The sequence below is a fragment of the Bradyrhizobium sp. CSA207 genome (assembly GCF_029051685.1).
GTDB lineage: Bacteria > Pseudomonadota > Alphaproteobacteria > Rhizobiales > Xanthobacteraceae > Bradyrhizobium.
Map to the genome: position 1 here is coordinate 28,185 of NZ_JAACFT010000047.1, position 24,268 is coordinate 52,452.

20 protein-coding genes are annotated in these 24,268 nt (G+C 65.1%); 9 read left to right on the forward strand and 11 right to left on the reverse strand.

All coding sequences use genetic code 11. The annotated features are described in order from the left end of the window. Positions 1–22: 22 nt before the first annotated feature. Complete coding sequence (locus GWG65_RS35820; RefSeq protein ID WP_275200149.1) at positions 23–175, reverse strand: hypothetical protein; 153 nt, start codon at positions 173–175, stop codon at positions 23–25. 188 nt (positions 176–363) lie between these two features. Then, positions 364–912 (reverse strand): cupin domain-containing protein, encoded by a 549-nt coding sequence (locus tag GWG65_RS35825; RefSeq protein WP_275200150.1) that lies wholly within the window; start codon positions 910–912, stop codon positions 364–366. Between the two features lie 148 nt (positions 913–1,060). Here GWG65_RS35825 and GWG65_RS35830 point away from each other — a divergent pair, with 148 nt between their 5' ends. Further along, positions 1,061–2,389 (forward strand): aspartate aminotransferase family protein, encoded by a 1,329-nt coding sequence (locus GWG65_RS35830; RefSeq protein WP_275200151.1) that lies wholly within the window; start codon positions 1,061–1,063, stop codon positions 2,387–2,389. Between the two features lie 70 nt (positions 2,390–2,459). Continuing rightward, entirely contained in the window at positions 2,460–3,725 is a 1,266-nt protein-coding gene (locus GWG65_RS35835) for a D-amino acid dehydrogenase (RefSeq protein WP_275200152.1), read from the forward strand. A 297-nt stretch (positions 3,726–4,022) separates the two neighbouring features. Here the strand turns inward: GWG65_RS35835 and GWG65_RS35840 are convergent, their stop codons facing one another. Beyond that, positions 4,023–4,685, reverse strand: a complete 663-nt coding sequence (locus GWG65_RS35840; RefSeq protein ID WP_275200153.1) for an XRE family transcriptional regulator — start codon at positions 4,683–4,685, stop codon at positions 4,023–4,025. Positions 4,686–4,848: 163 nt separating this feature from the next. On the opposite strand from GWG65_RS35840, the gene GWG65_RS35845 reads away from it, so the two are divergent. Genes GWG65_RS35845 through GWG65_RS35860 form a run of 4 tightly spaced genes read left to right on the forward strand, consistent with a single transcriptional unit; the run spans position 4,849 to position 8,334 of the window. Next, the gene (locus GWG65_RS35845) at positions 4,849–5,613 is read left to right on the forward strand and encodes an ABC transporter substrate-binding protein (RefSeq protein ID WP_275200154.1); all 765 of its coding nucleotides are present in this window, start codon (positions 4,849–4,851) and stop codon (positions 5,611–5,613) included. Positions 5,614–5,647: 34 nt separating this feature from the next. Continuing rightward, complete coding sequence (locus GWG65_RS35850) at positions 5,648–6,301, forward strand: amino acid ABC transporter permease (protein ID WP_275200155.1); 654 nt, start codon at positions 5,648–5,650, stop codon at positions 6,299–6,301. Further along, the gene (locus GWG65_RS35855) at positions 6,298–7,029 is read left to right on the forward strand and encodes an amino acid ABC transporter ATP-binding protein (RefSeq protein ID WP_275200156.1); all 732 of its coding nucleotides are present in this window, start codon (positions 6,298–6,300) and stop codon (positions 7,027–7,029) included. The genes GWG65_RS35850 and GWG65_RS35855 overlap by 4 nt, the downstream gene beginning before the upstream one ends. A 12-nt stretch (positions 7,030–7,041) precedes the next feature. Next, complete coding sequence (locus GWG65_RS35860) at positions 7,042–8,334, forward strand: FAD-binding oxidoreductase (RefSeq protein WP_275200157.1); 1,293 nt, start codon at positions 7,042–7,044, stop codon at positions 8,332–8,334. A 53-nt stretch (positions 8,335–8,387) separates the two neighbouring features. On the opposite strand, the gene GWG65_RS35865 is transcribed toward GWG65_RS35860, so the two are convergent. The 4 genes from GWG65_RS35865 to GWG65_RS35880 all read right to left on the reverse strand — a co-directional run bounded on the left by GWG65_RS35865 (position 8,388) and on the right by GWG65_RS35880 (position 11,048). Next, positions 8,388–8,615: a hypothetical protein gene (locus GWG65_RS35865; protein WP_275200158.1), complete on the reverse strand. Its 228-nt coding sequence runs from the start codon at positions 8,613–8,615 to the stop codon at positions 8,388–8,390. A gap of 88 nt (positions 8,616–8,703) precedes the next feature. Next, positions 8,704–10,293 (reverse strand): gamma-glutamyltransferase, encoded by a 1,590-nt coding sequence (locus tag GWG65_RS35870; protein WP_275200159.1) that lies wholly within the window; start codon positions 10,291–10,293, stop codon positions 8,704–8,706. A 335-nt stretch (positions 10,294–10,628) separates the two neighbouring features. After that, positions 10,629–10,805 (reverse strand): hypothetical protein, encoded by a 177-nt coding sequence (locus GWG65_RS35875; protein ID WP_275200160.1) that lies wholly within the window; start codon positions 10,803–10,805, stop codon positions 10,629–10,631. Positions 10,806–10,814: 9 nt separating this feature from the next. Then, on the reverse strand, positions 10,815–11,048 hold the full coding sequence (locus tag GWG65_RS35880) for a hypothetical protein (RefSeq protein WP_275200161.1): 234 nt from the start codon (positions 11,046–11,048) through the stop codon (positions 10,815–10,817). Between the two features lie 212 nt (positions 11,049–11,260). Here GWG65_RS35880 and GWG65_RS35885 point away from each other — a divergent pair, with 212 nt between their 5' ends. The 3 genes from GWG65_RS35885 (at position 11,261) to GWG65_RS35895 (ending at position 15,444) form a co-directional block, all read left to right on the forward strand. Next, entirely contained in the window at positions 11,261–13,381 is a 2,121-nt protein-coding gene (locus tag GWG65_RS35885) for a PQQ-dependent sugar dehydrogenase (protein WP_275200162.1), read from the forward strand. After that, positions 13,338–14,279 carry an SMP-30/gluconolactonase/LRE family protein gene (locus GWG65_RS35890; RefSeq protein ID WP_275200163.1) on the forward strand — a complete coding sequence of 314 codons (942 nt, stop codon included), beginning with the start codon at positions 13,338–13,340 and terminating at the stop codon, positions 14,277–14,279. The genes GWG65_RS35885 and GWG65_RS35890 overlap by 44 nt, the downstream gene beginning before the upstream one ends. Positions 14,280–14,418: 139 nt before the next feature. Continuing rightward, the gene (locus tag GWG65_RS35895; protein WP_275200164.1) at positions 14,419–15,444 is read left to right on the forward strand and encodes a histone deacetylase family protein; all 1,026 of its coding nucleotides are present in this window, start codon (positions 14,419–14,421) and stop codon (positions 15,442–15,444) included. A 267-nt stretch (positions 15,445–15,711) separates the two neighbouring features. On the opposite strand, the gene GWG65_RS35900 is transcribed toward GWG65_RS35895, so the two are convergent. The 4 genes from GWG65_RS35900 to GWG65_RS35915 form a co-directional block, all read right to left on the reverse strand. Next, the gene (locus tag GWG65_RS35900; protein WP_275200165.1) at positions 15,712–16,692 is read right to left on the reverse strand and encodes an LLM class flavin-dependent oxidoreductase; all 981 of its coding nucleotides are present in this window, start codon (positions 16,690–16,692) and stop codon (positions 15,712–15,714) included. Then, positions 16,689–17,420 carry a 4'-phosphopantetheinyl transferase superfamily protein gene (locus tag GWG65_RS35905; RefSeq protein WP_275200166.1) on the reverse strand — a complete coding sequence of 244 codons (732 nt, stop codon included), beginning with the start codon at positions 17,418–17,420 and terminating at the stop codon, positions 16,689–16,691. The genes GWG65_RS35900 and GWG65_RS35905 overlap by 4 nt, the downstream gene beginning before the upstream one ends. Positions 17,421–17,643: 223 nt before the next feature. Beyond that, the gene (locus GWG65_RS35910) at positions 17,644–17,808 is read right to left on the reverse strand and encodes a hypothetical protein (protein ID WP_275200167.1); all 165 of its coding nucleotides are present in this window, start codon (positions 17,806–17,808) and stop codon (positions 17,644–17,646) included. A gap of 146 nt (positions 17,809–17,954) precedes the next feature. Next, positions 17,955–24,268: non-ribosomal peptide synthetase (locus tag GWG65_RS35915; protein WP_275200168.1), on the reverse strand; the 6,314-nt coding region annotated here is incomplete at its 5' end.

Sequence of the window (24,268 nt, forward strand, 5' to 3'; positions counted from 1 at the left end):
CTCTGTCGTCCCCCGCAGTTCCTTAATTCATCAGCCTGCGGAGAGCGTTGATCTGCTCTTTCTGCATCTCGATGTATTTGGCGATGGCCTCGCGCAGCTCCCGCGAGCTGAGCTTGTCAGTATCGCGCTGAACTTCGTTGAGCGCGGCTTCTGCATTGGCGAGCGTGGTCTTCATCTGCGGGCCTTGTTACGAAGCGGCCCCGGGGTGCCTAGGAGTCCGGGGCCATAACCTCAACACCTTTGCGCGAGGCTGCTCGGCTACGGCTTGCAATGTATAGCTGTTTGGGCGGCGGAAATTGAGATGGCTCAAGCTCCGCGAGATAACAGTGGCTCCGTAAGATTCCGGATGGCGTTGATCGCGCCTCAAAACGTTGGCGGCGTGCAGGCCGAGATCACCTCGCACGCTTTGCCGCCGACGCAGCGGAAGCGATGCGGGCGGCGGCTCTCGAAGTAATAGGCATCGCCGGGGTTGAGGATGCGTCGTTCGTCCTCGACGGTGACCTCGAGCTTGCCGGAGATCACGATGCCGCCTTCCTCGCCCTCATGCACCAGGTGAACGCGCCCGGTATCGCTGCCGGGCTCGTAGCGCTCCTTCAGAATCTGAAGACTGCGGCCGAACAGATTGTCGCCGATCTGGCGGTAGGAGATCGGCTTCTTGCCGACCTCGGTCAGCTCCTCGGCGCGGTAGAAGATCTTGCGCCGCGTCTCCGGCTCCAGCGCGAAGAACTCGGCAAGCCCCATCGGGATGCCGTCGAGGATGCGCTTGAGTGCGCCGACCGAGGGGTTCATCTGGTTGGATTCGATCAGCGAGATCGTCGAATTGGTGACGCCGGCGCGCTTGGCGAGCTCGCGCTGCGACAGCTTCTGGCGCGTCCGGATGAATCGCAGCCGCCCACCGATGTCGACGCTCATGCACGGTCCCCTGTTGCAGGTGTTGCGGATCGCGCAAATATGGACCGGGAGCCCCTGTTAAATCAATGGGTTGCTGGCAGACAGAAAAGGACTTGTTGTGCTTTTGAAGGCGTGGTTCGGCTAATGGGTCAGCAAAGGAGCGTGGCCCGTGACCCTTCATCAGATTCCGAACACCATCAAGACCGATTCGTTCTGGATGCCGTTCACGGCCAATCGGCAGTTCAAGAAGGCGCCGCGGCTGTTCTCCTCGGCCGAAGGCATGTACTACACCACCGTCGATGGCCGTAAGGTGATCGACGGCTCCGCCGGCCTCTGGTGCGTCAATGCCGGCCACGGCCGCAAGCAGATCGCCGCCGCGGTCGAGCGGCAGCTGATGACGCTGGACTTCGCGCCGTCGTTCCAGATGGGCCATCCGCTGGCCTTCGACTTCGCCGAGCGGCTCGCCGAGATCGCGCCGAAGGGCCTCGATCGCATCTTCTTCACCAACTCCGGCTCCGAGTCGGTCGATACCGCGCTGAAGATCGCGCTCGCCTATCACCGCGCCAACGGCCAGTCGAGCCGCACCCGCCTGATCGGCCGCGAGCGCGGCTATCACGGTGTCGGCTTCGGCGGCACGTCGGTCGGCGGCATGGTTGCCAACCGCCGCGCCTTCGCAACCCTCCTGCCGGGCGTCGACCATATCCGCCACACCCATGATCTCACCCGCAACGCCTTTGCCAAGGACCAGCCGGAGCATGGCGCCGAGCTCGCCGACGATCTCGAGCGCCTCGTCGCTCTGCACGGCGCCGAGACCATCGCCGCCGTCATCGTCGAGCCGGTGCCGGGCTCGACCGCGGTGCTGCCGCCGCCGAAAGGCTATCTGCAGCGCCTGCGCGAGATCTGCGACAAGCACGGCATCCTCCTGATCTTCGATGAGGTCATTACCGGCTTCGGCCGCCTCGGCACGCCGTTTGCCGCCAACTTCTTCGGCGTCACGCCGGACCTGATGACGACCGCAAAGGGCATCACCAACGGCACCGTGCCCTGCGGCGCGGTGTTCGCGAGCCGCAAGGTGCATGACGGCCTGATGGTCGGTCCGGAGAACCAGATGGAGCTGTTCCACGGCTACACCTATTCGGCGCATCCGGTGGCTTGCGCGGCCGGCATCGCGACGCTCGACATCTACAAGGACGAAGGCCTGCTCACGCGCGGTGCGTCGATCGCCGACTATTGGCGCGATGCGCTGCATTCGCTGAAGGGCCTGCCCAACGTCGTCGATATCCGCAATTGCGGCCTGATGGGCGCGGTCGAGCTGTCGCCGCGCGACGGCGCGGTCGGTGCGCGCGGCTATGACGTCATGGTCGACTGCTTCAATCGCGGGCTGTACTTCCGCATGAGCGGCGACTCCTTCGCGCTGTCGCCGCCGCTGATCGTCGAGAAGAGCCACATCGACGACATGATGTCGATTCTCGGCGACGCCATCAAGCGGGTGGCCTGATAATTGCTCTCGCCGTTGCGAGTTGTTTCCTGGCAGCGGCGAGCGTGATGCCGCGGGAGTTTGACCAAGCGTGAAAGTTCTGATCCTCGGCAGCGGTGTCATCGGTGTCACCTCTGCCTACTACCTCGCGCGCGCCGGCCATGAGGTGACGGTCGTCGACCGTCAGCCGGAGCCGGCGCTGGAGACCTCTTTCGCCAATGCCGGCGAGGTCTCGCCCGGCTATTCCTCGCCCTGGGCCGGCCCCGGCGTGCCGGTCAAGGCGATCAAATGGCTTCTGATGAAGCACGGTCCGCTGGTGATCCGGCCGAAGCTCGATCCCGTGATGTGGGTCTGGCTGCTTAAGATGCTGCGCAACTGCACGAGCGAGCGCTACGCCGTCAACAAGAGCCGGATGATCCCGATTGCGGAGTACAGCCGCGATTGCCTGCGCGATCTGCGCCGCGACATCGGCATCCAGTATGACGAGCGTTCGCAGGGTACGCTCCAGCTGTTCCGCTACCAGGCGCAGCTCGACGGCACCGCTGAGGACATCGCCGTGCTCAAGCAGTATGGCGTGCCGTACGAGGTGCTGAGCCGCGAGGGCTGCATCGCGGCCGAGCCGGCGCTCGCCGGCGTGAAGGAAAAGTTCGCCGGCGGACTTCGCTTGCCGCAGGACGAGACCGGCGATTGCCACATGTTCACGCAGGCGCTCGCCAAGCACGCCGAAGCGCTCGGCGTCCGCTTCGTGTTCAACACCGGCATCGACAATATCATTACGGACGGCGCACGCGTCAGCGGTGTTGCGACCAGCGCCGGCATGTTGCAGGCCGACGCCTACGTCCTTGCGCTCGGAAGCTGGTCGTCGCGCCTCGTTGCGCCACTCGGCATTTCGCTGCCGGTCTATCCGGTGAAGGGCTATTCGATCACGGTGCCGATCAAGGACGCCTCAGGCGCGCCGGAATCCACCGTGATGGACGAGAGCTACAAGGTCGCGATCACGCGGCTCGGGAATCGCATCCGCGTCGGCGGCACAGCGGAGATCTCCGGCTATTCCGACAAGCTCTATGACGCGCGCCGCGCCACGCTCGATCACTCCCTGACCGACCTGTTCCCACGCGGCGGCGATCTCTCCAAGGCCACGTTCTGGAGCGGCCTGCGCCCGATGACGCCGGACGGTCCGCCCGTGATCGGCGCCACGAAGTACGCCAATCTCCACCTCAACACCGGCCACGGCACGCTCGGCTGGACCATGTCCTGTGGTTCCGGCCGCGTGCTCGCGGACCTGCTGTCGGGCAAGAAGCCGGACATCGATGTCAGTGCGCTGACGGTGGATCGGTACGATCACCGGTTTGGCTAAGACTCTATCCGCTCGTCATTGCGAGGAGCCCTTGCGACGAAGCAATCCAGAGTGTCTCCGCGGCGAGATTCTGGATTGCTTCGCCTCGCTCGCAATGACGGTGTGGGAGCATTGAGCCCTCTTCGCCTCTCCCCGCTTGCGGGGAGAGGCCGGAATTTGCGTAGCAAATTCCGGGTGAGGGGGTTCTCCGCGATTCTGTCTGTCACCGTCTGCGTGGATAGAGCCCCTCACCCCAACCCTCTCAGCGCGAGCGAAGCTCGTCGCGGCCCCGTAAGAACGGGAAGAGGGAGAAGAGAACTATCCCGCTCCCGTCACGCAGTTCACCCACAGCACGACGGCTTTCGTATCATCCGCCGGATTGGAAAACCGGTGCGGCCTCCGGCTGGCGAAGCGAAAGCTGTCCCCCGACTTCAGCGACCAGGTCTCGGTATCGACCGTCAGCATCATCTCGCCTTCGAGCACGAGGCCGGCTTCCTCGCCGTCATGGGTATAGAGCTCGTCGCCGGTGGAGCCGCCCGGCTCCAGGTGCACCAGGAACAAATTGAGCCGGTTGTCGGCGCCGGCCGGACTCAGCAATTGCTTGGAAACGCCCGTGCGCCAGAGTTTCAGCTCGGGCCGCTGCAATCCGCGCGTCACCACCTGATCGGATGCGCCGTCGCTGTTCGGGCTCGCGCCGAACAGCGCGGCGATGCCGACGCCGAGTACGTCGGCGAGCGTCGCCAGCACGCGCAGCGACGGTGACGACAGCCCGCGCTCGATCTGGCTGAGGAAGCCGATCGAAAGCGAGGTGCGCGCTGCGACCGTTTCGAGCGAGAACCGCCTGACACGTCTGAGATCGCGGATGCGCCGGCCGACCGCGACGTCCATCGCCGGCTCGGCCGGCTTTGCGATAGTCTTGGCCTCCGGCTTCCGCGCCGGCTTTGCGGCGGCCGGTTTGCGCAATCTTTTGCCACCGCTCACGTCAAACCGCTTCCTTCATGTGCATGAAAACCGCTTGCGCCGGCCGCCAAAGTGTGACCAAATTTTCATATTGGTGAAAATAGGCCGAAACGGCGTGGCCCGCAACGTCTGAGATCACGACACGCGCGAGTGCCGCCACCGGCCGGACCTAAAGGGGGATGCGATGCCGTCGAAGCGTTTTGTTCAGTCCGCGATCGCGGCGCTTGCGCTGTTCGCCGTGATGCCGGTTTCGGCGCAGCAGGTGCTGAAGGTCGGCTCGACGCCGACCGGCATTCCCTTCACCTTCCTCGATACCAAGACCAATACCATCCAGGGCATCATGGTCGATCTCATCACCGAGATCGGCAAGGATGCCGGTCTCACCGTGCAGATCGAGCCGATGCAGTTCTCGGCGCTGATCCCGTCGCTGACGTCCAGCAAGATCGACATCATCGCCGCCGCGATGTTCATCACGCCGCCGCGCAAAGAGGTCGTCGACTTCTCCGATCCGATCTACACCTACGGTGAGGGGCTGGTCGTGCCGAAGGGCAACACCAAGGCGTACACCACGCAAGAAGACCTGAAAGGGGAGACCGTCGGCGCCCAGGTCGGCACCGCCTTCGTTGACGCGCTGAAGAAGTCCGGCCTGTTTGCCGAGGTCAAGGCTTACGACACCATCCCCGACATCCTGCGCGACGTGAACACCGGCCGCCTCAAGGCCGGCTACGCCGACTACCCGATCCTCGCCTACAATTTGAAGCAAGGCGGCTTCCCCGAGGTGCGTCTGGTCGACGGCTACAAGCCCGTCACCGTCGGCTCGGTCGGCATCGGTGTGCGCAAGGGCGAGACCGCACTGCTCGGCAAGATCAACGCCTCGCTCGCCAAGCTGAAGGCCAACGGCACCATCGACAAGATCCTCGATAAATGGGGCCAGAAGGCGCAAGGCTAGATGATGAGAAAGGCTGATCGGTGAAGGCTGGCCGATGAGAGGCTTCTGGCACGACACCGTCGAGTTTTTCCCGATCCTGATGAACGGCGTCGCGCTGACGATCGTCGTCACCATCGGCTCGCTGCTGCTGTCGACGGTGCTGGGCCTGGTCTGGGCGATGATGCGGGTGTCCGGCATCAAGGTCCTGTCGACGATCAGCGCCAGCGTCATCAACGTGATCCGCGGCATTCCGATTATCGTGCTCTTGTTCTACCTCTATTTCGTGATGCCAGATCTTGGCGTCACGCTGTCGGCGCTGCAGGCCGCGATCCTCGGGCTCGGCATCGCCTATTCGGCCTACCAAGCCGAAAACTTCCGCGCCGGCATCGAGGCGATCGACAAGGGCCAGGTCGAGGCGGCGCAGTCGATCGGCATGGGCTGGTGGCTCACCATGCGCCGCGTGGTGCTGCCGCAGGCGGTGCGCATCGTGCTGCCGCCGTACGGCAACGTCATGATCATGATGCTGAAGGATTCCTCGCAGGCCTCGACCATCACGGTGGCCGAGCTCGCTCTGCAAGGCAAACTGATCGCCTCCTCGACCTTCAAGAACACCAATGTGTTCACGCTGGTGGCGCTGATGTATCTCACCATGAGCATCCCGCTGATCCTGCTGGTCCGCCACTTCGAAAAGCGGGTGGGCAAGAAATGATCGCGCTCACCGACGTCCACAAGAGCTTCGGCGAGAACGAGGTGCTCAAGGGCATCTCGGCCTCCGTGCACAAAGGCGAGGTGGTCTGCATCGTCGGCCCCTCCGGCTCCGGCAAATCGACGATCCTGCGCTGTATCAACGGGCTCGAGAGCTATGACCGCGGTGAGATCAGCGTCGAGGGCTTGAAGGTCGACCGCGATGCGCCGTCGATCGTCGCCATCCGCACCCAGGTCTCGATGGTATTCCAGCGCTTCAACCTGTTCCCGCATCGCACCGTCCTCGAAAACGTCGTCGAGGGTCCGCTTTATGTCAAGAAGGAGCCGCGCGCCGTTGCGCTCGAGCGTGGCCGGGCGCTGCTCGCCGAGGTGGGGCTTGCCGAGAAGGCCGACGCGCACCCGCCGCAGCTCTCCGGCGGCCAGCAGCAGCGCGTCGCGATCGCGCGCGCGCTGGCGATGCAGCCCAAGGCGATCCTGTTCGACGAGCCGACCTCGGCGCTCGATCCGGAACTGGTCGGCGACGTCCTCGGCGTGATGCGCAAGCTCGCCGACGACGGCATGACTATGGTCGTCGTCACCCACGAGATGGGTTTTGCCCGCGATGTCGCCGACCGCGTGCTGTTCATCGACGACGGCGTCATCGTCGAGCAGGGACAGGCCAAGGCCGTCCTCAATCAACCTCAGCATCCGCGGACGCAGGATTTTTTGCGCCGCGTGCTGCATCTGCTCTGATCGGTCCTTGCCATGAACGCGCCCGCCCGCCTGCCGTTGCCGCCGTCACTCTATGCCGACACCGCCGTCGCGGCGGCCGCAACGCCGCCGCTCGATGCCGACAAGAACGTCTCCGTCGCGATCATCGGTGGTGGCTTTACGGGCCTGTCCACCGCGCTGCATCTGGCCGAGCAGGGCGTCGGGGCCCTGGTGCTGGAGGCGCAGGAGCCGGGCTGGGGTGCATCCGGCAACAATGGCGGTCAGACCAATCCCGGCCTCAAGCACGATCCCGATCAGATCGAGGCCGACTTCGGCCCCGACCTCGGCCGCCGCATGATCGACTTCTGCTACGGCACCACGAACTTCACCCACGGGCTGATCCGCCGCTATCAGATCCCCTGCGAGGCGCGGCAGAACGGCACGCTGCGCGCGGCCTACAATGAAGCGAGCGCGGCGGCAATCGACAAGACCGCGCAGCAATGCATCCGCCGCGGCATGCCGGTGAAGCTCCTGAACCGCGACGAGTTGCGCGAGATGACCGGCACCGATCGCTATCTGTGCGCCATGCTGGACACGCGCGGCGGCGATTTGCATCCCCTCAGCTATGCCCGCGGCCTTGCGCGTGCCGCGATCTCGGCAGGCGCGGGCGTCCATGGCGAGACGCCGGCGCTGTCGCTGCGCCGCGACGGCAGCCGGTGGCGCATCGAGACGCCGCGTGCGGTCGTGCATGCCGAGAAGGTGCTGCTCGCCACCAACGGCTTTACTGACGATCTCTGGCCGGCACTCCGCCGCACCATCGTTCCGGTGTTTTCCTCGATCGCCGCCACCGCGCCGCTCTCCGACGAGGTCGCCCGTTCGATCATGCCGACGCGTCCCGTTCTCTATGAGAGCGGCCACATCACGGTCTACTATCGCATCGATCAGCAGGGCCGTCTGCTGATGGGCGGCCGCGGCCCGATGCGCTGGATCAGCTCGCCCTCCGACGTCGCCTATCTGATCCGCTACGCCGAGCGGCTATGGCCGCAGCTCAAAGGCGTTTCCTGGACCCACGGCTGGAACAGCCGCCTGGCCATCACGAAGGATCATTATCCGCACGTGCACGAGCCCGCCGAAAACATTTTGATCTCGCTCGGCTGCAACGGCCGCGGCGTTGCGCTGTCGACCGCGATGGGCGCCCAGCTCGCGCGCCGCCTGATCGGCGGCGCCAATGCCGAGATCGACATGCCGATCACCGGCATCAAGCCGATTCCGATGCACGCGTTCTGGCCAGTGGGCGTGACAAGCGCGGTGATCGCGGGCCGTGTCCGGGACCGGCTGGGAATCTAAAAGCATTGCGCCGCCCCTGTGAGGGCGGCGCCGTGTCGTTCAGATCCGGGATTTCAGCAGCGGCCTTGCTTCCACAGACCGGGCGGGCAGCCCATGCCGCGCCAGCCGACCTTGCGCCCGTGGTACCATCCTGGCGGCGTGCCATGGCCATGATGGCCCATCGCGTGGCCATGACCGTGTCCATGGCCGCCGCCGTGGCCACCTTTGGCAAAAGCTGGGCTGGTTAGCGTGAATCCGGCCGCTATGATCAGCGACGCAGCTAGCGCAAGTTTCTTCATCATGTCCTCCACCAAGGCGAGCGCACTTGTCCGTCGAATGAACGAACTGTGGACAGGTGAGTTCCCTGTAAATGTGGAGGGAGCATGACGCTCAGCCTTCCGCGACCGCCTCCGCCCACGGCTGAAAAATCTCGACCGCGCCGGAGTTGACGTCGCCCTCGCGCATCACCACGCTTGGGCAGGCGAATTTCATCGGCAGCGCCTGCACCTGCGTCTCCTCGTAGTCGAAGCGCGCCGCGAGCGCCTTGCGTGCGTCCGCGGGCAAGCGGCTATCGCCGATCACGACGGCGCCTTCGCTGGCGTCGATGCGCGGCTGGTGGATCGCGGTGTCGAGGTCCATGCCGAAATCCATCGCAAATGACGCGAGCTGCATCACCGCCGGCAGGATGCGGCGGCCGCCGGAGGCGCCGATCGCAAGGCGCCCGCCATGCCTGGTTTCGGCAATGACGGGCGTGTAGTTGGTGAGGCAGCGCTTGCCGGGGGCGAGCGAGTTGGTCGTGCCCGGCGTCGGATCGAACCACATGATGCCGTTGTTCATGGGGATGCCGGTGTGCGGCGTCACATATTTTGAGCCAAAGGTCGAGAGCAGCGTCTGGGTCACCGCCGCCATGTTGCCGTGGCGGTCGACCACTGAGAAATGCGTGGTGCAGGCCGGTGCCAGATATTCCGCGCCGAGCGAGCGCTTGCCGTCGGCATCGCCCATGTCGCCCAGCCGCTGGCGATAAGCCGATTGCAAGGCAAGCGCGTATTCGGCATAGGTCGCCGCGTCCGGCGCGCCTGCGGGCTTCAGGTTCTGCTGCAACAGGCGTAGCGCATGCGCCAGCGTCGGGCCGGCCGTGAGCTCCGGCGTCGCAAACACCTTGCCGCCGCGATAGGGGATCGCCAGCGGCTCGCGCAGATGGGCGCGGAACGCGGCGAGATCCTCCACCGACAGCGAGCCGCCGTCGGCCCTGATGTCGGATGCGATGCTTTTGGCGAGATCGCCCTGGTAGAAATCGCGCGGACCGGCCGAGGCGAGATGCGCCAGCGTTGCTTTCAATTTCTCCTGCGGCAGCCGCGTCTCGGCCTTGATGCCCCAGGGCGCGTTCGGCGGCAGGCCGTCCTTGAGGAAGGTTTCCGCACTGGCGGGATAGCGCCTGAGGTCGGCCGCGGTACTGGCGATCATCAGCGTCGTCCACCAGTCCACCAGCAGGCCTTCGCCGGCGATTGTCGCGGCCGGTGTCAGCAGATCCTTCCATGGTAATTTGGCGTGGCGGCGATGCGCCTCCTCCATGCCGGCGACGACGCCGGGCACGGCGATCGAGCCGGGGCCGTGAATATTGCGGTCGTCCTTCACCCGCGGCCAGGGAAACAGGTCGGAGGCCGCACCCTCGCCGGTGAGCGGATAGTCGGCGACGCGCAGGCTTTGCGGCGCGCACATGCCGTAGTCGATCACCTCGTAGCGATTTTCCGTGGCACGGTAGAGCACCATCGCGCCGCCGCCGCCCATGCCACTCATCCAGGGCTCGAGCACGTTCAGCGCGAAGGTGGTCGCGACGATCGCGTCGACGCAATCGCCGCCGGCCGTCAGCACCTGCGCGCCGACCTCGGCCGCCCGCCGCGATTGCGCGGCGACGATGCCGCTTGTGGCCTTGACTGCGGGTTTGCGGATGTGTTGGGCGCGGCTGAATTGATGAGGCATGATGTCGGTCGGGGCTTCGTTGCGTTGATGTCGAGGCTCCGCGATCGGCGAAGCGCGCAGACAATGGCACATTGCGGCCAACGAGAACATCCAGAGGGAGAAGCGACATGGCTGGTGTGAAACAAGCGCGGGATGGCGCGGCTACAGAGCCGTCGAGACGGGCACATTGTCTCCGCGTCGTCATGGCCGGGCTTGTCCCGGCCATCCACGCGCTTTCGCGATTGCCGCGAGACGTGGATGCCCGGGACATCTGGCGCGAAGACGCGCTTCGCGCTTTTGCCCGGGCATGACAAGTTTGCGGGAGCAGTGCTAAAAAAGAGACGAAGCCGCAGCGATCAGAGCGGGCGGTCCAGCCGGCTGGCCTGATACTTGGCGCGCCATTTCGGGCCGGGGCCGCGCATGTAGTGAAGTTCGGGACGGTAGGGGTTGCCTGCAGTCCTCACCAGCGTCTGCCATTTGGCGGCGACGAAGCTGAGGGGCTGGCGGAGCAGGCTCAATGAAGCGAGCAGCACGGCATCACCTCAATGCGGCTTGCCGAGCATGGCGGTGAAGGGGAGGTCGAAGATCTCTTCGCCGTCATCGCCGCTGACATGGATCACCCAGTCGCGCCAATCCTCGTTGCTCGGCGTCAGGATCATCGAGCGCATAATCTGGTCGGCGCGATCGCGCGCCTCGGTCAGATTGGCGACAGCGGTGCCGTAGCGATCGACCAGCGTGCCTTCGGTATTGGAGCAGTGGAAATACATCTGAACCATATACGCCTCCTGTAGAGAGCGGCTTGGACGGCAAACCGATACCATCCGAAACGACCGAAAGACATTCGGGCCAAGCCCGGTAAGGGAATCTACGGAGATTGGTCGGAACGAAGACCCCTGGGGGTTTGATCACAGCGGGGTGATGATCAACTGGACGGCGTCCTTCCACCATGGAAGTCTGGACTTTCGACGGGAAAGTCCGGGAGATCGCCGTGAATCGCCTCATATTCTGGTGCGAGCGCCCAAGCCTGCGCGCATGTGTCGCCGCCTTCGTTGGAGCCTTGGTCTTTGGAGCCTTGGTCTTTGGAGTCCTGGTCTTTGGAGTCCTGGTCTGTCTCGCCTCGGTGGCGTCTTCGCAGCCGCTTCGCAAAAGCGGCTATGCGATCGGCACGGAAAGCTGCGGCAGCGGCGATCTCGGCTTTTCCAGGATCCCGATCGACATGAAGGCGGGGTTTTGCGCCGGTCTCGTCGCCAGCGAAGAGGATCATCTCAAGTTTCCCCGTTCGATCATCCAGGTGCCCGGCCACGATCTGTTCGTGGTCGCCGACATGGGCGGCTGGGGCCACGCCGACGGCCGGCTGCTGCTGCTCGATCCGCATGCCGCGCAAGGCAAGCGGTTCAAGGAGCTGCTGACTGCGATCGAATATCCGTTCGGCCTCGTGATCGGCCCCGACAGGAAGCTCTATGCCTCGACCGCGGAGACAATCTTCCGGTTCGATCCGCTTGCGGACAATCCGCGCGGCACCGTCGAGACCATCATCCGCCATCTGCCCGGCCGGCGGATCACGCTGCCCGGTGGCACCAGGCTCGACGAGAGTGCGCATCCGCTCAAGCAGTTCGTGTTCGATAGGAACGGGCGGCTGTTCGTCAATGTCGGATCGCACAGCGACGATTGCATCACGCTGGCGCCGATAAACCGGCCCTGCGCTGCGGCCGAAGGCGCCTCCGCGATGGCTGCGATCTGGCTGTTCACGCCGCCCGCGGGCGGCGTCTTTCCGGAGTTGAAGCCGAACGATCCCGATCCGCCGCACGCGGTTTACGCCCGGGGCCTGCGCAATTCACTGGCGCTGGCGCTGCACCCGAATTTCCCCGATGCGGGCTACGCCTTCCTGCAAGGCGAGAATGGCCGCGACCTGCCTGATATCTTCAAGCCGAACGAGGAGCTCAACGCGATCGAGCAGGGCAGGCACTACGGCTGGCCCTATTGCTACGATTTGTCGACGCCGAGCGCCGAATTCAAACTCGTGCTGCAATCCGGAGTCTACAAATCGCTCTGCACCGCCAATGCGCTCTACAAGCAGCCATTCTCGCTGATGCCGCCGCACGGCGCGCCGCTCGCGATGCTGTACTACCACGGCGCCAAATTCCCGGAGCTGGAAGGCAAGCTCCTCGTCGGCCTCCACGGCTATCGTCCGACCGGCAGCCGCGTCCTCGTCTACGATGTCGACGATCACGGCTTTCCGAAGCCAAGCCCGCCGCCGGTGCGTTACCACGTCAGCTGCGCGGCCGATCCGACCCACAGCTTTCAGATCGATGCCGGCGAAGTCGCCGCCGCGCCGTTCGAGGAGCTGATCGCCGGCTGGCACCGCGTCAACGGTGCCCGGCCGCAGGGCGCGCCGGTCGGCATGACAGTCGCGGAGGATGGCGCGATCTGGCTGGTCGAGGACAAGAACCAGACGGTGATCCGCATCGATCGCGCTGTTGGCGATGTCCCGGAGCCGCTGCCCTGCGACATGCGCAGTCAGGCGCTGATCGACCAGCTCTCGGCATTCGTCGCCAAGGATGCGCAGAACAGGATCCGGCTCACCACGCTGCGCAAGGGGCTGGTCGAAAAGCACTGCCTCGGCTGCCATTCCGATTTCGGCTTGAAGGCCGGACAATCGGACGCCGAGAAGGACACCACCGTGCTGCGCTTCATGCTGTCGCAAGATGGCTGGATCTATCCAGGCGATCCCGCCTCCGGCAAGCTGCGCACGCGGCTGCGCGGTCTCGGCGCTGAGAAACTGATGCCGCCCGGCGGCGAAAAATTGCCGAAGACCGAGCCCGGCTATGCGGGCCTGCTCGAGACGGCAGACCTGCTCGTTGCGAAAATGGTTCCGGGCGCGCGGATGCGCATCAAGTCCGGTCCGCCGCAGCGAAAATTCTTTGGCAAGGCGAACAAGGAATGCGGCGAAATGCCGGCCGGCAAGGTCGTCGTCGTGACACAAAGGAGCGCTGTAGACAAACCCGGCTTCAGCCGATTCTTCCGGCCGGCCGATCCATATCTCGATGGCGAGTGCACTGACGACGATGGCTATTACATCCGGCAGGAATTTCTGGTGCCTGTGCAGTAGCATCCTTCTCGTTCTCGCGGCGGCACCGGTCCGGGCCGAAACCAGGCTGTTCGAAAGCGTGCAGGTGACGCCTCCTGGCGAATACACTTTCGGCATCGAGGGGCCGGCCGTCGATGTTGAGGGCAACCTCTTCGTGGTCAATTTTGCCAAGCCCGGCACCATCGGCAGGCTGCCTGCGGGCGGCGCGGCTTCGCAGCAATTTTCGGCACTTCCCGAAGGCAGCGTCGGCAACGCGATCCGCTTCGATCGCAACGGCACCATGTTCATCGCCGACTACAAGAAGCACAACATCTTCGCGATCCCGAAGGGCGCCGCCGAGCCGGTCGTCTGGTTTCACTCCGACGAGATGAGCCAGCCCAACGACATCACGCTCGCCCGCGACGGCACGATCTATGCGAGCGATCCGAACTGGAAGGGTCGGGAAGGCCACATCTGGCGCATTGCCAAGGCCGCTGACGGATCGGTGCAGGGGCAGGTCATGGCGGCGCCGCGCGCGATGGGGACCACCAACGGCATCGATCTCAGCCCGGACGGCAAGACGCTCTATGTCGGCGAATCCAGCAGCGGCCAGATCTGGTCCTACGCGATCAGCGGCAATGCGCTCATTGATGCAAAGCTGGTCAAGGCATTTCAACCCGATACCGTCGATGGTATCCGCACCGACGTCGCCGGCCGCCTCTACGTCGCGCGCATTCTCAAGGGCACGATCGCGCTGATGAAGGCCAACGGTGCGGTCGAGCGCGAGATCGTGCTGAAGGGCAAGGAGCCGACCAACCTCGCCTTTGGCGGCAGCGACGGCAAGACTGTCTTCGTCACGCAGCGCCAGGGCGGCTTCATCGAGTCGTTCCGGACCGATCAGCCTGGCCGCGAGCACTGCCTTCAGCGCGGACGCTGCTGAACGCAAGGGACTCGAACCCGGTCTGCTTCCAGCGCAGAGCGGCGAGGCAGCAGCGGCATTCTTCTTGCTTGCATCTGGCCGCCGCGAGGATCAAGACATCCGTGGCACGTCAAAGAGCATTGCGACCACGGAGTGTTGAGTGAAAGCCGTCCATACCGAACTGCACCGCAGCCACGATCCGCAATTCTTCCTGGTGCGCGGTGTCGTCAAGCGCACCACCGAACAGCCCGAGCGCGCCGACCGGCTGCTCAAGGGGTTGAAGGACGGCAAGCATCAACTGGTCGAGCCGACCAAATTCGGCCAGGGCCCCCGCGCGCGCATTCACAGCCCGGAATATCTGTCGTTCCTGAGCGAAGCCTGGGACGCCTGGACCGCGCTCGGCGATTCCGGCCCGGAGATGATCGGCAACATCCATCCCGTGCGCCATGCCGCGACCTATCCGACGCATATCATTGGCAAGCTCGGCTGGCACACCGCCGACACCGCGGCGCCGATCGGCCCCGGCACCTGGGCCGCGGCTTGCGCGGCAACCGACGTTGCCGTCACGACGGCGCAGATGGTGATGGACGGCGAGGATGCGGCCTACGCGCTCTGCCGTCCGCCCGGCCATCACGCCTATCGCGACATGGCCGGTGGCTTCTGCTTCCTCAACAACAGCGCGATCGCCGCTGCTCATCTGCGGACCAAGCATGAGCGCGTCGTGATCCTCGACGTCGACGTCCATCACGGCAACGGCACGCAAGGAATTTTCTACGCGCGATCTGACGTCTACACGGTATCAATCCATGCCGATCCCGTCGCGTATTATCCTTACGTGTGGGGCTATGCCCATGAGCGCGGCGAGGGGCCGGGCCTCGGCACCAATCTCAACATTCCCCTGGCCATCGGCACCGGCGACGACGGCTACATCCAGGCGATGGATGTCGCGCGCAAGGCGATCGAGTCCTTTGCGCCCGGCGCGCTCGTCATTGCGCTCGGCCTCGATGCCTCCGAACACGATCCGCTGAAGGGCCTCGCCGTGACCACGCCGGGCTTCCGCCGCATCGGCCAGGCGATCGCGAAGATGGGCCTGCCGACCGTGTTCGTGCAGGAGGGCGGCTATCTCTCGGATATTCTCGGCGCGAATCTCACGTCGGTGCTGGCGGGATTCGAGGAAGCGCGCTGAGGTGAGCGCCTCTCGACGCTTGCGGCAGGGCTCTCGCATATGACGTTTTGGGGGCTGCCTGAGCGCGCGCCTCGTCCTTCGAGACGACCGCTCCGCGGTCTCCTCAGGACGAGGCTCGTCGGCATCGGTGCTCGTTGACACTGCTGCCGCGCACTCCATCCTCATCCTGAGGAGCCCGCCTCAAGCGGGCGTCTCGAAGGATGGGCCGCAGGAAGACCGCCCTCAAGTGCGATAGCCCTGCCGCTTGCTTGCAGAGGAATAGGACTCTCAAAACACCCCGCTCGCCGCCAGCGCCTTGCAGACGTGCTGCATCTCGGCTTCGTCGGCGACCATGTCGAGCATGATCGTGCTCAGGCCGTTCGCCGCGAAATCCTTCAGCCTCGCGCCGATCTCGGCGTAGCTGCCGACGAGGTAGGGGCAGTCGGCCTGGAAGGTCAGGAACGGCAACAGCCAGTAGCCGTTGTCCTGGAACTCGGCGCTCTGGCCGTCATAGAGGTGCCGCTTCCACACGGAGTCGGTGTTTTCCATCGTGAGCGACAGCAGCTCGCGATCGTCGGGATTGTCGCGAAAGCGCTTTTTCGCCGCCTGTCGCGCCTCGTCGGCGCTCTCTCGCGCAAAAATTCCAAAATTCATCCCGGGCGTAGCGAGGCCGCGATCGAGATCGGGCGGCAGCATCTGCATCTTGATGCAGCCGGTTTCCTTCGCCACGCGCTGCGCCGCCTCCGACTGGCCCGCGATCAAGAATTCCGGCATCAGCTCGGCCGGCAGGCGCGGCCGGAGCTGCAAGCTGCTTGCGCGATAGAACCGGCCCTCGAAATCGACCGGCCGTAGGCTCGACAGCAACTGACGCACCAGCGCGACGAATTCGCCGAGCCGGACGTAGCGGTCGGCATGCGACTGGTCGTCGCCGAGTCCCTGCAAGTCGCTGACCGCGGTCCCCGTGATCATGTTGAGATAGATCTTGCGGCCGTAGAGCTGCGCGAAAGACGAGACGAACTTCGCCGCCGTGAACGGATGCATGTAGACGGGGTTGACGGCGATCAGCGCCGAGCTCCGCGTCGTGCCTGCCATGATGTGCTGGGCCATAGCCCAGGGCTCGACGAACACGTCGTTGCCTTCGAACAGCAGGATGCCTTCAAAACCATTGCGGTCGGCAAATTGCGCGACCCGCATCAATTCGCCGACGTATCTTTTGGGGTCGCGGTTCCGCGAAATCGCAGGAAAGACGCGAAGCCGCGGGGGCATCATTCAGCCGCTTGCTGGAGCGGCCAGGCATGACGGCTGATGGGAAGACCGCCGGCCGCACGCGAGCCGTCCGCGATTGCGAGGCGATGCGAAGGCGACGGCGAGCATAACTGGAAGCGCCAGCCCCGGGGATCGTCGGCGATATCGGGTTTGAAACTGATCCCGATCGCCTCTTGCGACACCTGCATCGCGAACGCGTCGAGCGGAAGGTTGAGCCCGAAGCCCCTGGCTTTCAAATAGGCCTCCTTGAGCGTCCAGTAATCGAAGAATCGCTCGATCGCGGCCGGCTCCGGCAGTCCGCGCAGGGTTTCGATCTCTTCCGGCGCAAAGAACCGAAGCGCGGTGGACAGCGGGGCCACCCGCCGCGACACGGTTTCGACGTCGACGCCGACCGCCTCGTGCCTGGATACGACACAGGCGACGCAGCCGTCGGCGTGGGACAGGCTGAAATGCAGCGCGGTCGAGGTCGCAGGCGCTGCGACAAAGGGCCGCCCGTAGCGGCCAGTCGCGAACGACCAGTCGGCGGGTGCGACATTTGGCGCGGCCTGCGAGAGCGCGAGGCGCAGCAAGGCGTGTGCGAAGATATATTGCCGCCGATGCCGCTCGAACATGAAAAGTTCTGCCCGCACCCGTTCCTCGATCGAGAGCAAGCGTCGGCACGCATCGACCACGCCGGGCGTGTCGATGCTCTCGATCAGTCCGACAAACAGTTCAATTCCGTCGTCTGCCATCAATAAGGCCCATGACGTCAGGCCGAGGCCCCACCCCCCGGCTCTGACGAAAGAAGTCAACTGAACAAGAACCAACTGCGCGGACCCAGTTCTAGCGGTCCACCCGGGGCAGATTCGTGTCAATTGCTGGACGGTTTACGGACGCAAGCTTGTGCGAGCCCCCCAGCCCGACAGGCGTGCGACCGTTCTCCGAAGATTCGTGCGGCGTCCCGGCCGACGAGTCTTACTTTTTCTTCTTGGCCTTCTTCCCGCCGAGCACCGCCATGCTGGCATCGACGTCCTTCAGCGCAGCCTGAAGCTTCTTCTTCTCGGCGGCGAGCAGCTTCTGGAGGGCCTTGCGGTCCTTGTCGCTCAACGAGGTGCCCTTGGTAAATTTGATGAAACCCATAACAAACTCCCCCGGTTGAAAATAATCGTCCAAATCAAAACGCGAGAATAATCTTGCGCGGCGAACGCCAAATAATCAAGATGCAACTTGATCATTCACAGCTCTGGCGAGTGAACCAGTATTCGCCCGGTGCGAATTCAGGCTGCTCAAGCCGCCCTGCGATCGAGCAACCGCCCGAGCGGCGTATTGGGCTGGGCGACCGCTGCCGCCAGCAGCGTGACGAGGTCCTCCATCCATTCGCCGACCAGGCGGCCGTCGAGCAGCTCGCGCTTGTAGTTGCACGAACCGGTGATTCCGGCCGGGCGCTCCTTGAGCATCAGCGACAGCCAGGTCTGGTCGATCGGCAGCACCGGCTGGCCCTCGCGCGCGACATTTCCAATGGACCGTACCGTGATGTCAGGCAGGTCGAGCGGCCGGCGCAGCGGATTTTGCAGCGTGAAATAGACCTGGAGCAGCGAAGCCGGATCGATCCCCTCTTGCTCCAGATGGTCGGCCATGACGTTGAACGGCAGCTCTTGCCGCGCATGTGCCTCGAGCACGCTCTGGCGCACTCTGGCCAAGGCTTGCGCGAACGATAGGTCCTGCGTGATTTGGGTGCGCACGATCACCGTGTTCTCGAACGGGCCGACGATCCGGTCGGTGTCCGGCTGGCTGCGATTCGCCATGGCGGTGGCGACTGAAATGTCGGTGCGACCGGTTCGCGCCAGCAGCAGGGTCTTCAGACCCGTGAGAAGGCACATGAATAGCGTGCCATTGTGTTGGCCCGCGAATGCCGTCAGCCGCGCGATCAGCTCGCGCTCAAGACTGACCGGATGATGCCCGGTGGACGCGCTTGCGCTTGATTCGCCGTCGAAGACGGGGGTGGCGCCGCGCAGGGTCTCCGTCCATTCGGTCGCCTGCCGGCGAGCCGCCTCCGTGCCGCACCACCAGCGCTGCCAGCGCGCGACGTCTGAAAAGGCCAGCGGCAGCTTCGGCAGCGGCACCGATGGATATCCGGCCAGCGCCGCATAGCGGTTGGACAATTCCTCGAGCAGCACGCCGATCGACCAGCCGTCGGCTATTGCGTGGTGCAGCGTCAGCAGCAGCACGTGGTCGTCGTCGTGGAGCCGCAACAGCCGGGCGCGCAACAGCGGCGCGCGCGTGATGTCGATCGGGGTATAGGTCTCCTGTTCGGTCAGGAGCTTGATCTTCCTGAGTTCGAGCGCCTTGCGCCGCTTATTGTTGTGCTGGTGACCATCGCCGATGGTCTCGACGGTCAGCACCCGGCGGGGTGTGCCCGGTGCGGCGATGCGGGTGGCAGGCTCCTCGCCGTCCCAGCCGAAACTGGTCCGCAGCGATTCGTGGCGGCGCACGACATCATCGATCGCGTGCGCCAGGGCAGCCGCGTCGAGCGGCCCCTCAAGATGGAAAGCGAAAGGCAGGTTGAACAGCGGGAGGCCCGGCAGGTTCTGCTCGATCCGCAGCATCTGGTCCTGCGCGATCGAGAGCGTGGGCGGACCGCCATCGGCCAGCCGGGCGGCACTTGCCTGTGGCGTGTGCGGCTTCGCCGCCACGGCCTCATCGACCCGCCGGGCAAGCTGTTCGATCGTCGGTGCCTCGAAGATGGTCTTGATCGGCAGCGATACGCCGAGTGCGCGAGCGACACGCGCCATCACTTGGCCCGCCAGTAGAGAATGGCCGCCGAGATCGAAGAAATTGTCAGTGACGCCGAGGCTTTCGACCTTCAGCAGGTCGATCCAGATGTCGGACAGGACCTTTTCAGTGAAGCGGCGTGCTGGCACGCTAGCATCCGCCGCGGCGATGTCCTGTTGCGCGGGCGCCAGCAGCGCCGACCGGTCGATCTTGCCATGAGCATTGAGCGGCATCCGCTCCAGGAACAGGAATGCGGACGGGATCGCATGGCCCGGCAGGCGGCTTTTGAGGAAATCGCGCAGCTCGCTGGCGTTGATTCGGCCGCCGACCTTAGGGACGATATGGGCGATCAGCCTGACATCGCCGCTCGTCTCGCGGCGCGGCTCGACAATGCCGGCGCGCACGGCACGATGGCCGGCAAGCGCGTTCTCGATCTCCTTGAGCTCGATGCGGTAGCCGCGGACCTTGACCTGGTGGTCGGCGCGGCCGAGGCATTCGATCGTCCCGTCGGCGCGGCGGCGGGCGAGATCGCCGGTCCGGTACAGCCGGCTACCTGCCTGGCGCGCGAACGGATCGGGCAGGAAGCGCTGCCGGCTTTGCGCGGGATCGTTGATATAGCCGCGGCCGACGCCAGCGCCGGCGATGCAGAGCTCGCCGACCACACCGACCGGCAGCGGCTCCAGGTTCGAATCGAGCACGTAGAGCTGGGTGTTAGGGAGCGCCGCGCCGACCGGGACATTGGCGGTCGCCGCCGTTGGCGCCTTGGTCAGCCGATGCAGGGAGACGTCGTCGGAACATTCCGATGCGCCATAGGCGTTGATCAGCGGGACTTTTGGAAAGCGGACGAACCAGGCGCGGCAGAGGTCGACGGGCAGCGGCTCGCCGGTCGAGATCAGGAGGCGCAGCCGCGCAAAGGCGCGCTGGATGGCCGACTCGTCGATGCGTTCGAGGATCACACGCAATAGCGAGGGAACGATCTCGAGCACCGTGATGCCCTCGCGTTCGATTTCCCCCGCGAGCAGCGCGGGGTCTTGGACGATTGCGTTGCCACAGACATGGACGCGCGCGCCGACCATCGGGCCGGCGAGGAACTGCCAGACCGAGATCACGAAACTCTGCGGCGCGGTCTGCGCGATCACGTCCCTGGCCGAGAGGCGGAGCTCGGAAATGAGCGAGGCCAGATGGTTCGACAGGCCGCGCTGCTCGATCATGACGCCCTTCGGCGCGCCGGACGAGCCGGAGGTATAGATCAGATAGGCAAGGCTCGAGGCTATGCGCCGTGCAGCACGCGCCGGTTTGGTCGATCCGAGCGCGATGGCGTCTTCTAGCTCCGCCACCTGGATACGTGTGACCAGAGGCTCGAGCAGCGCTTCGACCATGGCGGACTGCGCGCGTCCGGTCAGCAGCATGCGGGCGCAGCTCGAACCGAGGATGGTCGCAAGTCGCGCCGACGGCTGGTCGGGATCGAGATTCAGGAAGGCCGCGCCCACCCGCTGGATCGCGATCATTGCGGCGAGCAGGTCGGCTCCGCGATTCGCAAGCAAGGCGACCACCGTCTCGGCGCCGACGCCCTCGCGCGCAAGCCAGCGCGCGATCGCTTGACTGCGATGGGCCAGTTCGCGATAGCTCAAGCAGGCGCGCCCGTCCGACACCGCCACCGCGTTCGGTGTCCGCCTCGCCTGGCGGTCGAAGCGTTCGCATAGATTGCCGCGCATGGTGAAATTGGCGCGAACGCCGTGGCCCACAGTCAGCAGCTGCCGGCGTTCGGCCGCCGTCAGGAGCGGAAGGCGCGAGATGCGCTGCTCCGGATCGGCGATGACGGCCTTCAGCAGCGTCTTGAACTGAGCGGCCATGTCCTCGATCGTCGCTGCGTCGAACAAATCGGCGGCGTATTCGAAGAAGCCGGTGAAACGGCCGTCGGCCTCGACCAGCTCGAGCGTGATGTCGAAGCGTGCGACCTTTGGGTCGATTTCCAGCCGGCGCGACGACAGGCCGGGGAAACGTGCGGCCTCGATCGACGCGTTCTGGAGGATGAACATGATCCGGAACAGCGGATTGCCGTCGCTCCGGCGCGCGACCTGCAACGCGCGCAGCACTTCCTCGATTGGAAGATCTTGATTGCGGTAGGCATCGAGCGTGACCTGACGCACCCGCCGCAACAACTCGCCGAAGGTCGGGTCGCCACCAAAATCGTTGCGCAGGATCAGCGTGTTGGCGAACAGCCCGATCAGGCGCTCGCTCTCGATCTGGTTGCGGTTCGCGATCAGCGAGCCCGTCGCCACGTCCTCATGTCCGGTGTGCCGGAACAGGAGGCACTGGAACACCGCGAGCAGCGTCATGAACGGCGTGACGCCCTGATCCTGGCTCAGCGCTCTCAGATCGGTTGATAGGGCCTTCGTGAATTCGAGATAATGACGGGCGCCGCGGCCGCTCCAGACCTCCGGCCTTGCGCGGTCGGCCCGCAGCGGCAGCGTCGTCATTCCGTTGAGCTGTGTCCGCCAGTAATCGAGCTGCTCTTTGACCGCCGGCGTCTGCGCCCAGCTCTGCTGCCACAAGGCAAAGTCGCGGTACTGGAAGGAGGGCGCTGGCAGTGCCGCCGCCCTTTGCCTGCGTGCGCTGGCATAATGGACGGCAAGCTCTTCCCAGAACAGCCGTTGCGACCAGCCGTCGGTCACGAGGTGATGAACGTTGACCACCAGCGCATGGCTGTTCCTGTCGAACGAGAGCAGCGAGACCTTCAGCGGCGGCTCGCACGCCAGATCGAACTGGTATTGCGCGAGCTCGAGCGCTTTGCGCCGGATCACCGCGGCCCGCTTGTCCGCCGGGCAAGGCTTGAGCTTGATCCGCTCGAATCGCGCTGCGGTTCGAAGCACCCGCTGCACCGGCTCGCCGTGGCGTTCGACGAAGACCGAGCGCAGGACGTCGTGGCGTTCGCAGATTGCTGCGAGGCTCGCTTCAAGCGCGGCGGCGTCGACCTGGCCCCTCAACACGGCGACTTCGACGACATTATAATTGTAGCGCGTCGGATCGAGCCGCGAGAGCACGTACATCCGCTGCTGCTGGAACGACAGCGGCGAGTCTGCTTCCGCGGCTGCAGCCTGGTGCCAGGCCGGCAACATCGTTTCGCGAAGGGCCGCGGCGGTCTCGATCCGGGCTGCGAGCGCAGTCACCGTGGCGCAATCGAAAATGTCCTCGAACGAGAAGTCGACGTTGAAGCGTTCGCGCAGGCGCGAGCGCATTTGCGTCACCGCGAGCGAGTCTGCGCCGAGCGCAAAGACGTCCTGCTCGACGCTAATCTGCGGCAGCTCCAGCAGATTGGCCCAGATGTCCGCGAGCTGGGTCTCCAGCGCGTTGCGCGGCAAGTGTGCCTCGTCGCCGTCCCTGGGCGTCGCGATCAGCTCGGCCAGCGCGTTGCGCTTGACCTTGCCGCTCGCGCCCTTGGGCAGCGCGGCGACGCTGCGGATCAGGCTCGGCACCTTGTAGGCCGCGAGCCGCTTTCGCACGAATTGCCGCAACTGGTCCGAGCTCGCCTCCGAATTCGGCCGCATGACCACGACGGCGGCGACGTTCTCGCCGAGCTTGTGGTGCGGGATGGCGAACACGCCGGCCTCCAGCACCGCTGGATGACTCAACAGGACCTCTTCCACCTCCAGGGGCGAGATCTTCTGTCCGCCTCGGTTGATGACGTCCTTGATGCGGCCGACGATGAAGAGATAGCCGTCGCTATCGAGGTAGCCGAGATCGCCGGTCCGGAACCAGCCGTTGCGGAAGGCGGCCTCTGTTGCCGCATCGTCATTATAGTAGCCGCGGCTCATGTTCGGCCCGCGCAGCACGATCTCGCCATGCTGGCCGCTCGCAAGCGCACGGCCTGCTTCGTCCATGATCGCGATCTCGGGGCCTGCGGCGCGGCCGACCGATCCGACCTTGCGCAGTTCGAACGGATTGGCTGCGATCTGCGAGGCCGCTTCCGTCATGCCGTAGGTCTCGAGCACGGGGACGCCGAACATCGCCTCCAGCCCTTCGAGGATCGTGGGCGCCAGTGAGGACGAGGCCGAGCGGATCACGCGCAGCGACGATGACCGGACGCGGTCCGGGTCGGCTTGCGCCGCCGTCAGCAGCACGCGATGAATGGTCGGCACCGCCGTGTACCAGGTCGGCTGCAACTCCCGCATCCAGCCGAAGAAGGACGACGCGTCAAAACCATTGGTGCAGATCACGCTCGAGCCCGCGGCGAGCGCGGTCAGAAGGCCGGAGATCAGACCATGGGCGTGGAACAGCGGCAACACGTTGAGCAGGCGATCGCGGGACGTGAGCGACAGCACGCGGCCGGCATTGGTGGCGGACAGGCAAACGTTGCGATGCGTCAGTGGCACCATTTTCGGCCGCGCGGCCGTGCCCGACGTCAGGAGGATGAACGCGTCGTCGTTGCCGCCCGAGACGCCGCTGGCATTCGCGGGTCCGATCGTTGGGCCAAGGAATTCGCAGCCGCCGAGATCGTTGTCCGGACCCGGCACGAAATCGATCACCGCGAGATCAAGCATCTTGGCGACGTCGCGACTCGCTGAATTCATATCGGCCCGGGTGACCAACGCGCTCAGCTTCAATTCGCTGAAATAGCGTTGCTGCTCGTCCGCGGTCAGATCGGGATTGACGGGAACGCAGGCACAGGCCGACGCAACGGCGATCAGCGCCAGCGCACTGTCGGCCCCGCGCGGCAGCGCAACGGCAATACGATCCGCAGGTCCGATCCCGAGCCTGCGCAGCGAGCGGACCAGATGCCCGGTCCTGGCACCGAGCTCGCCGTAGTTAAGGGGCGGCCGGCTAGGGG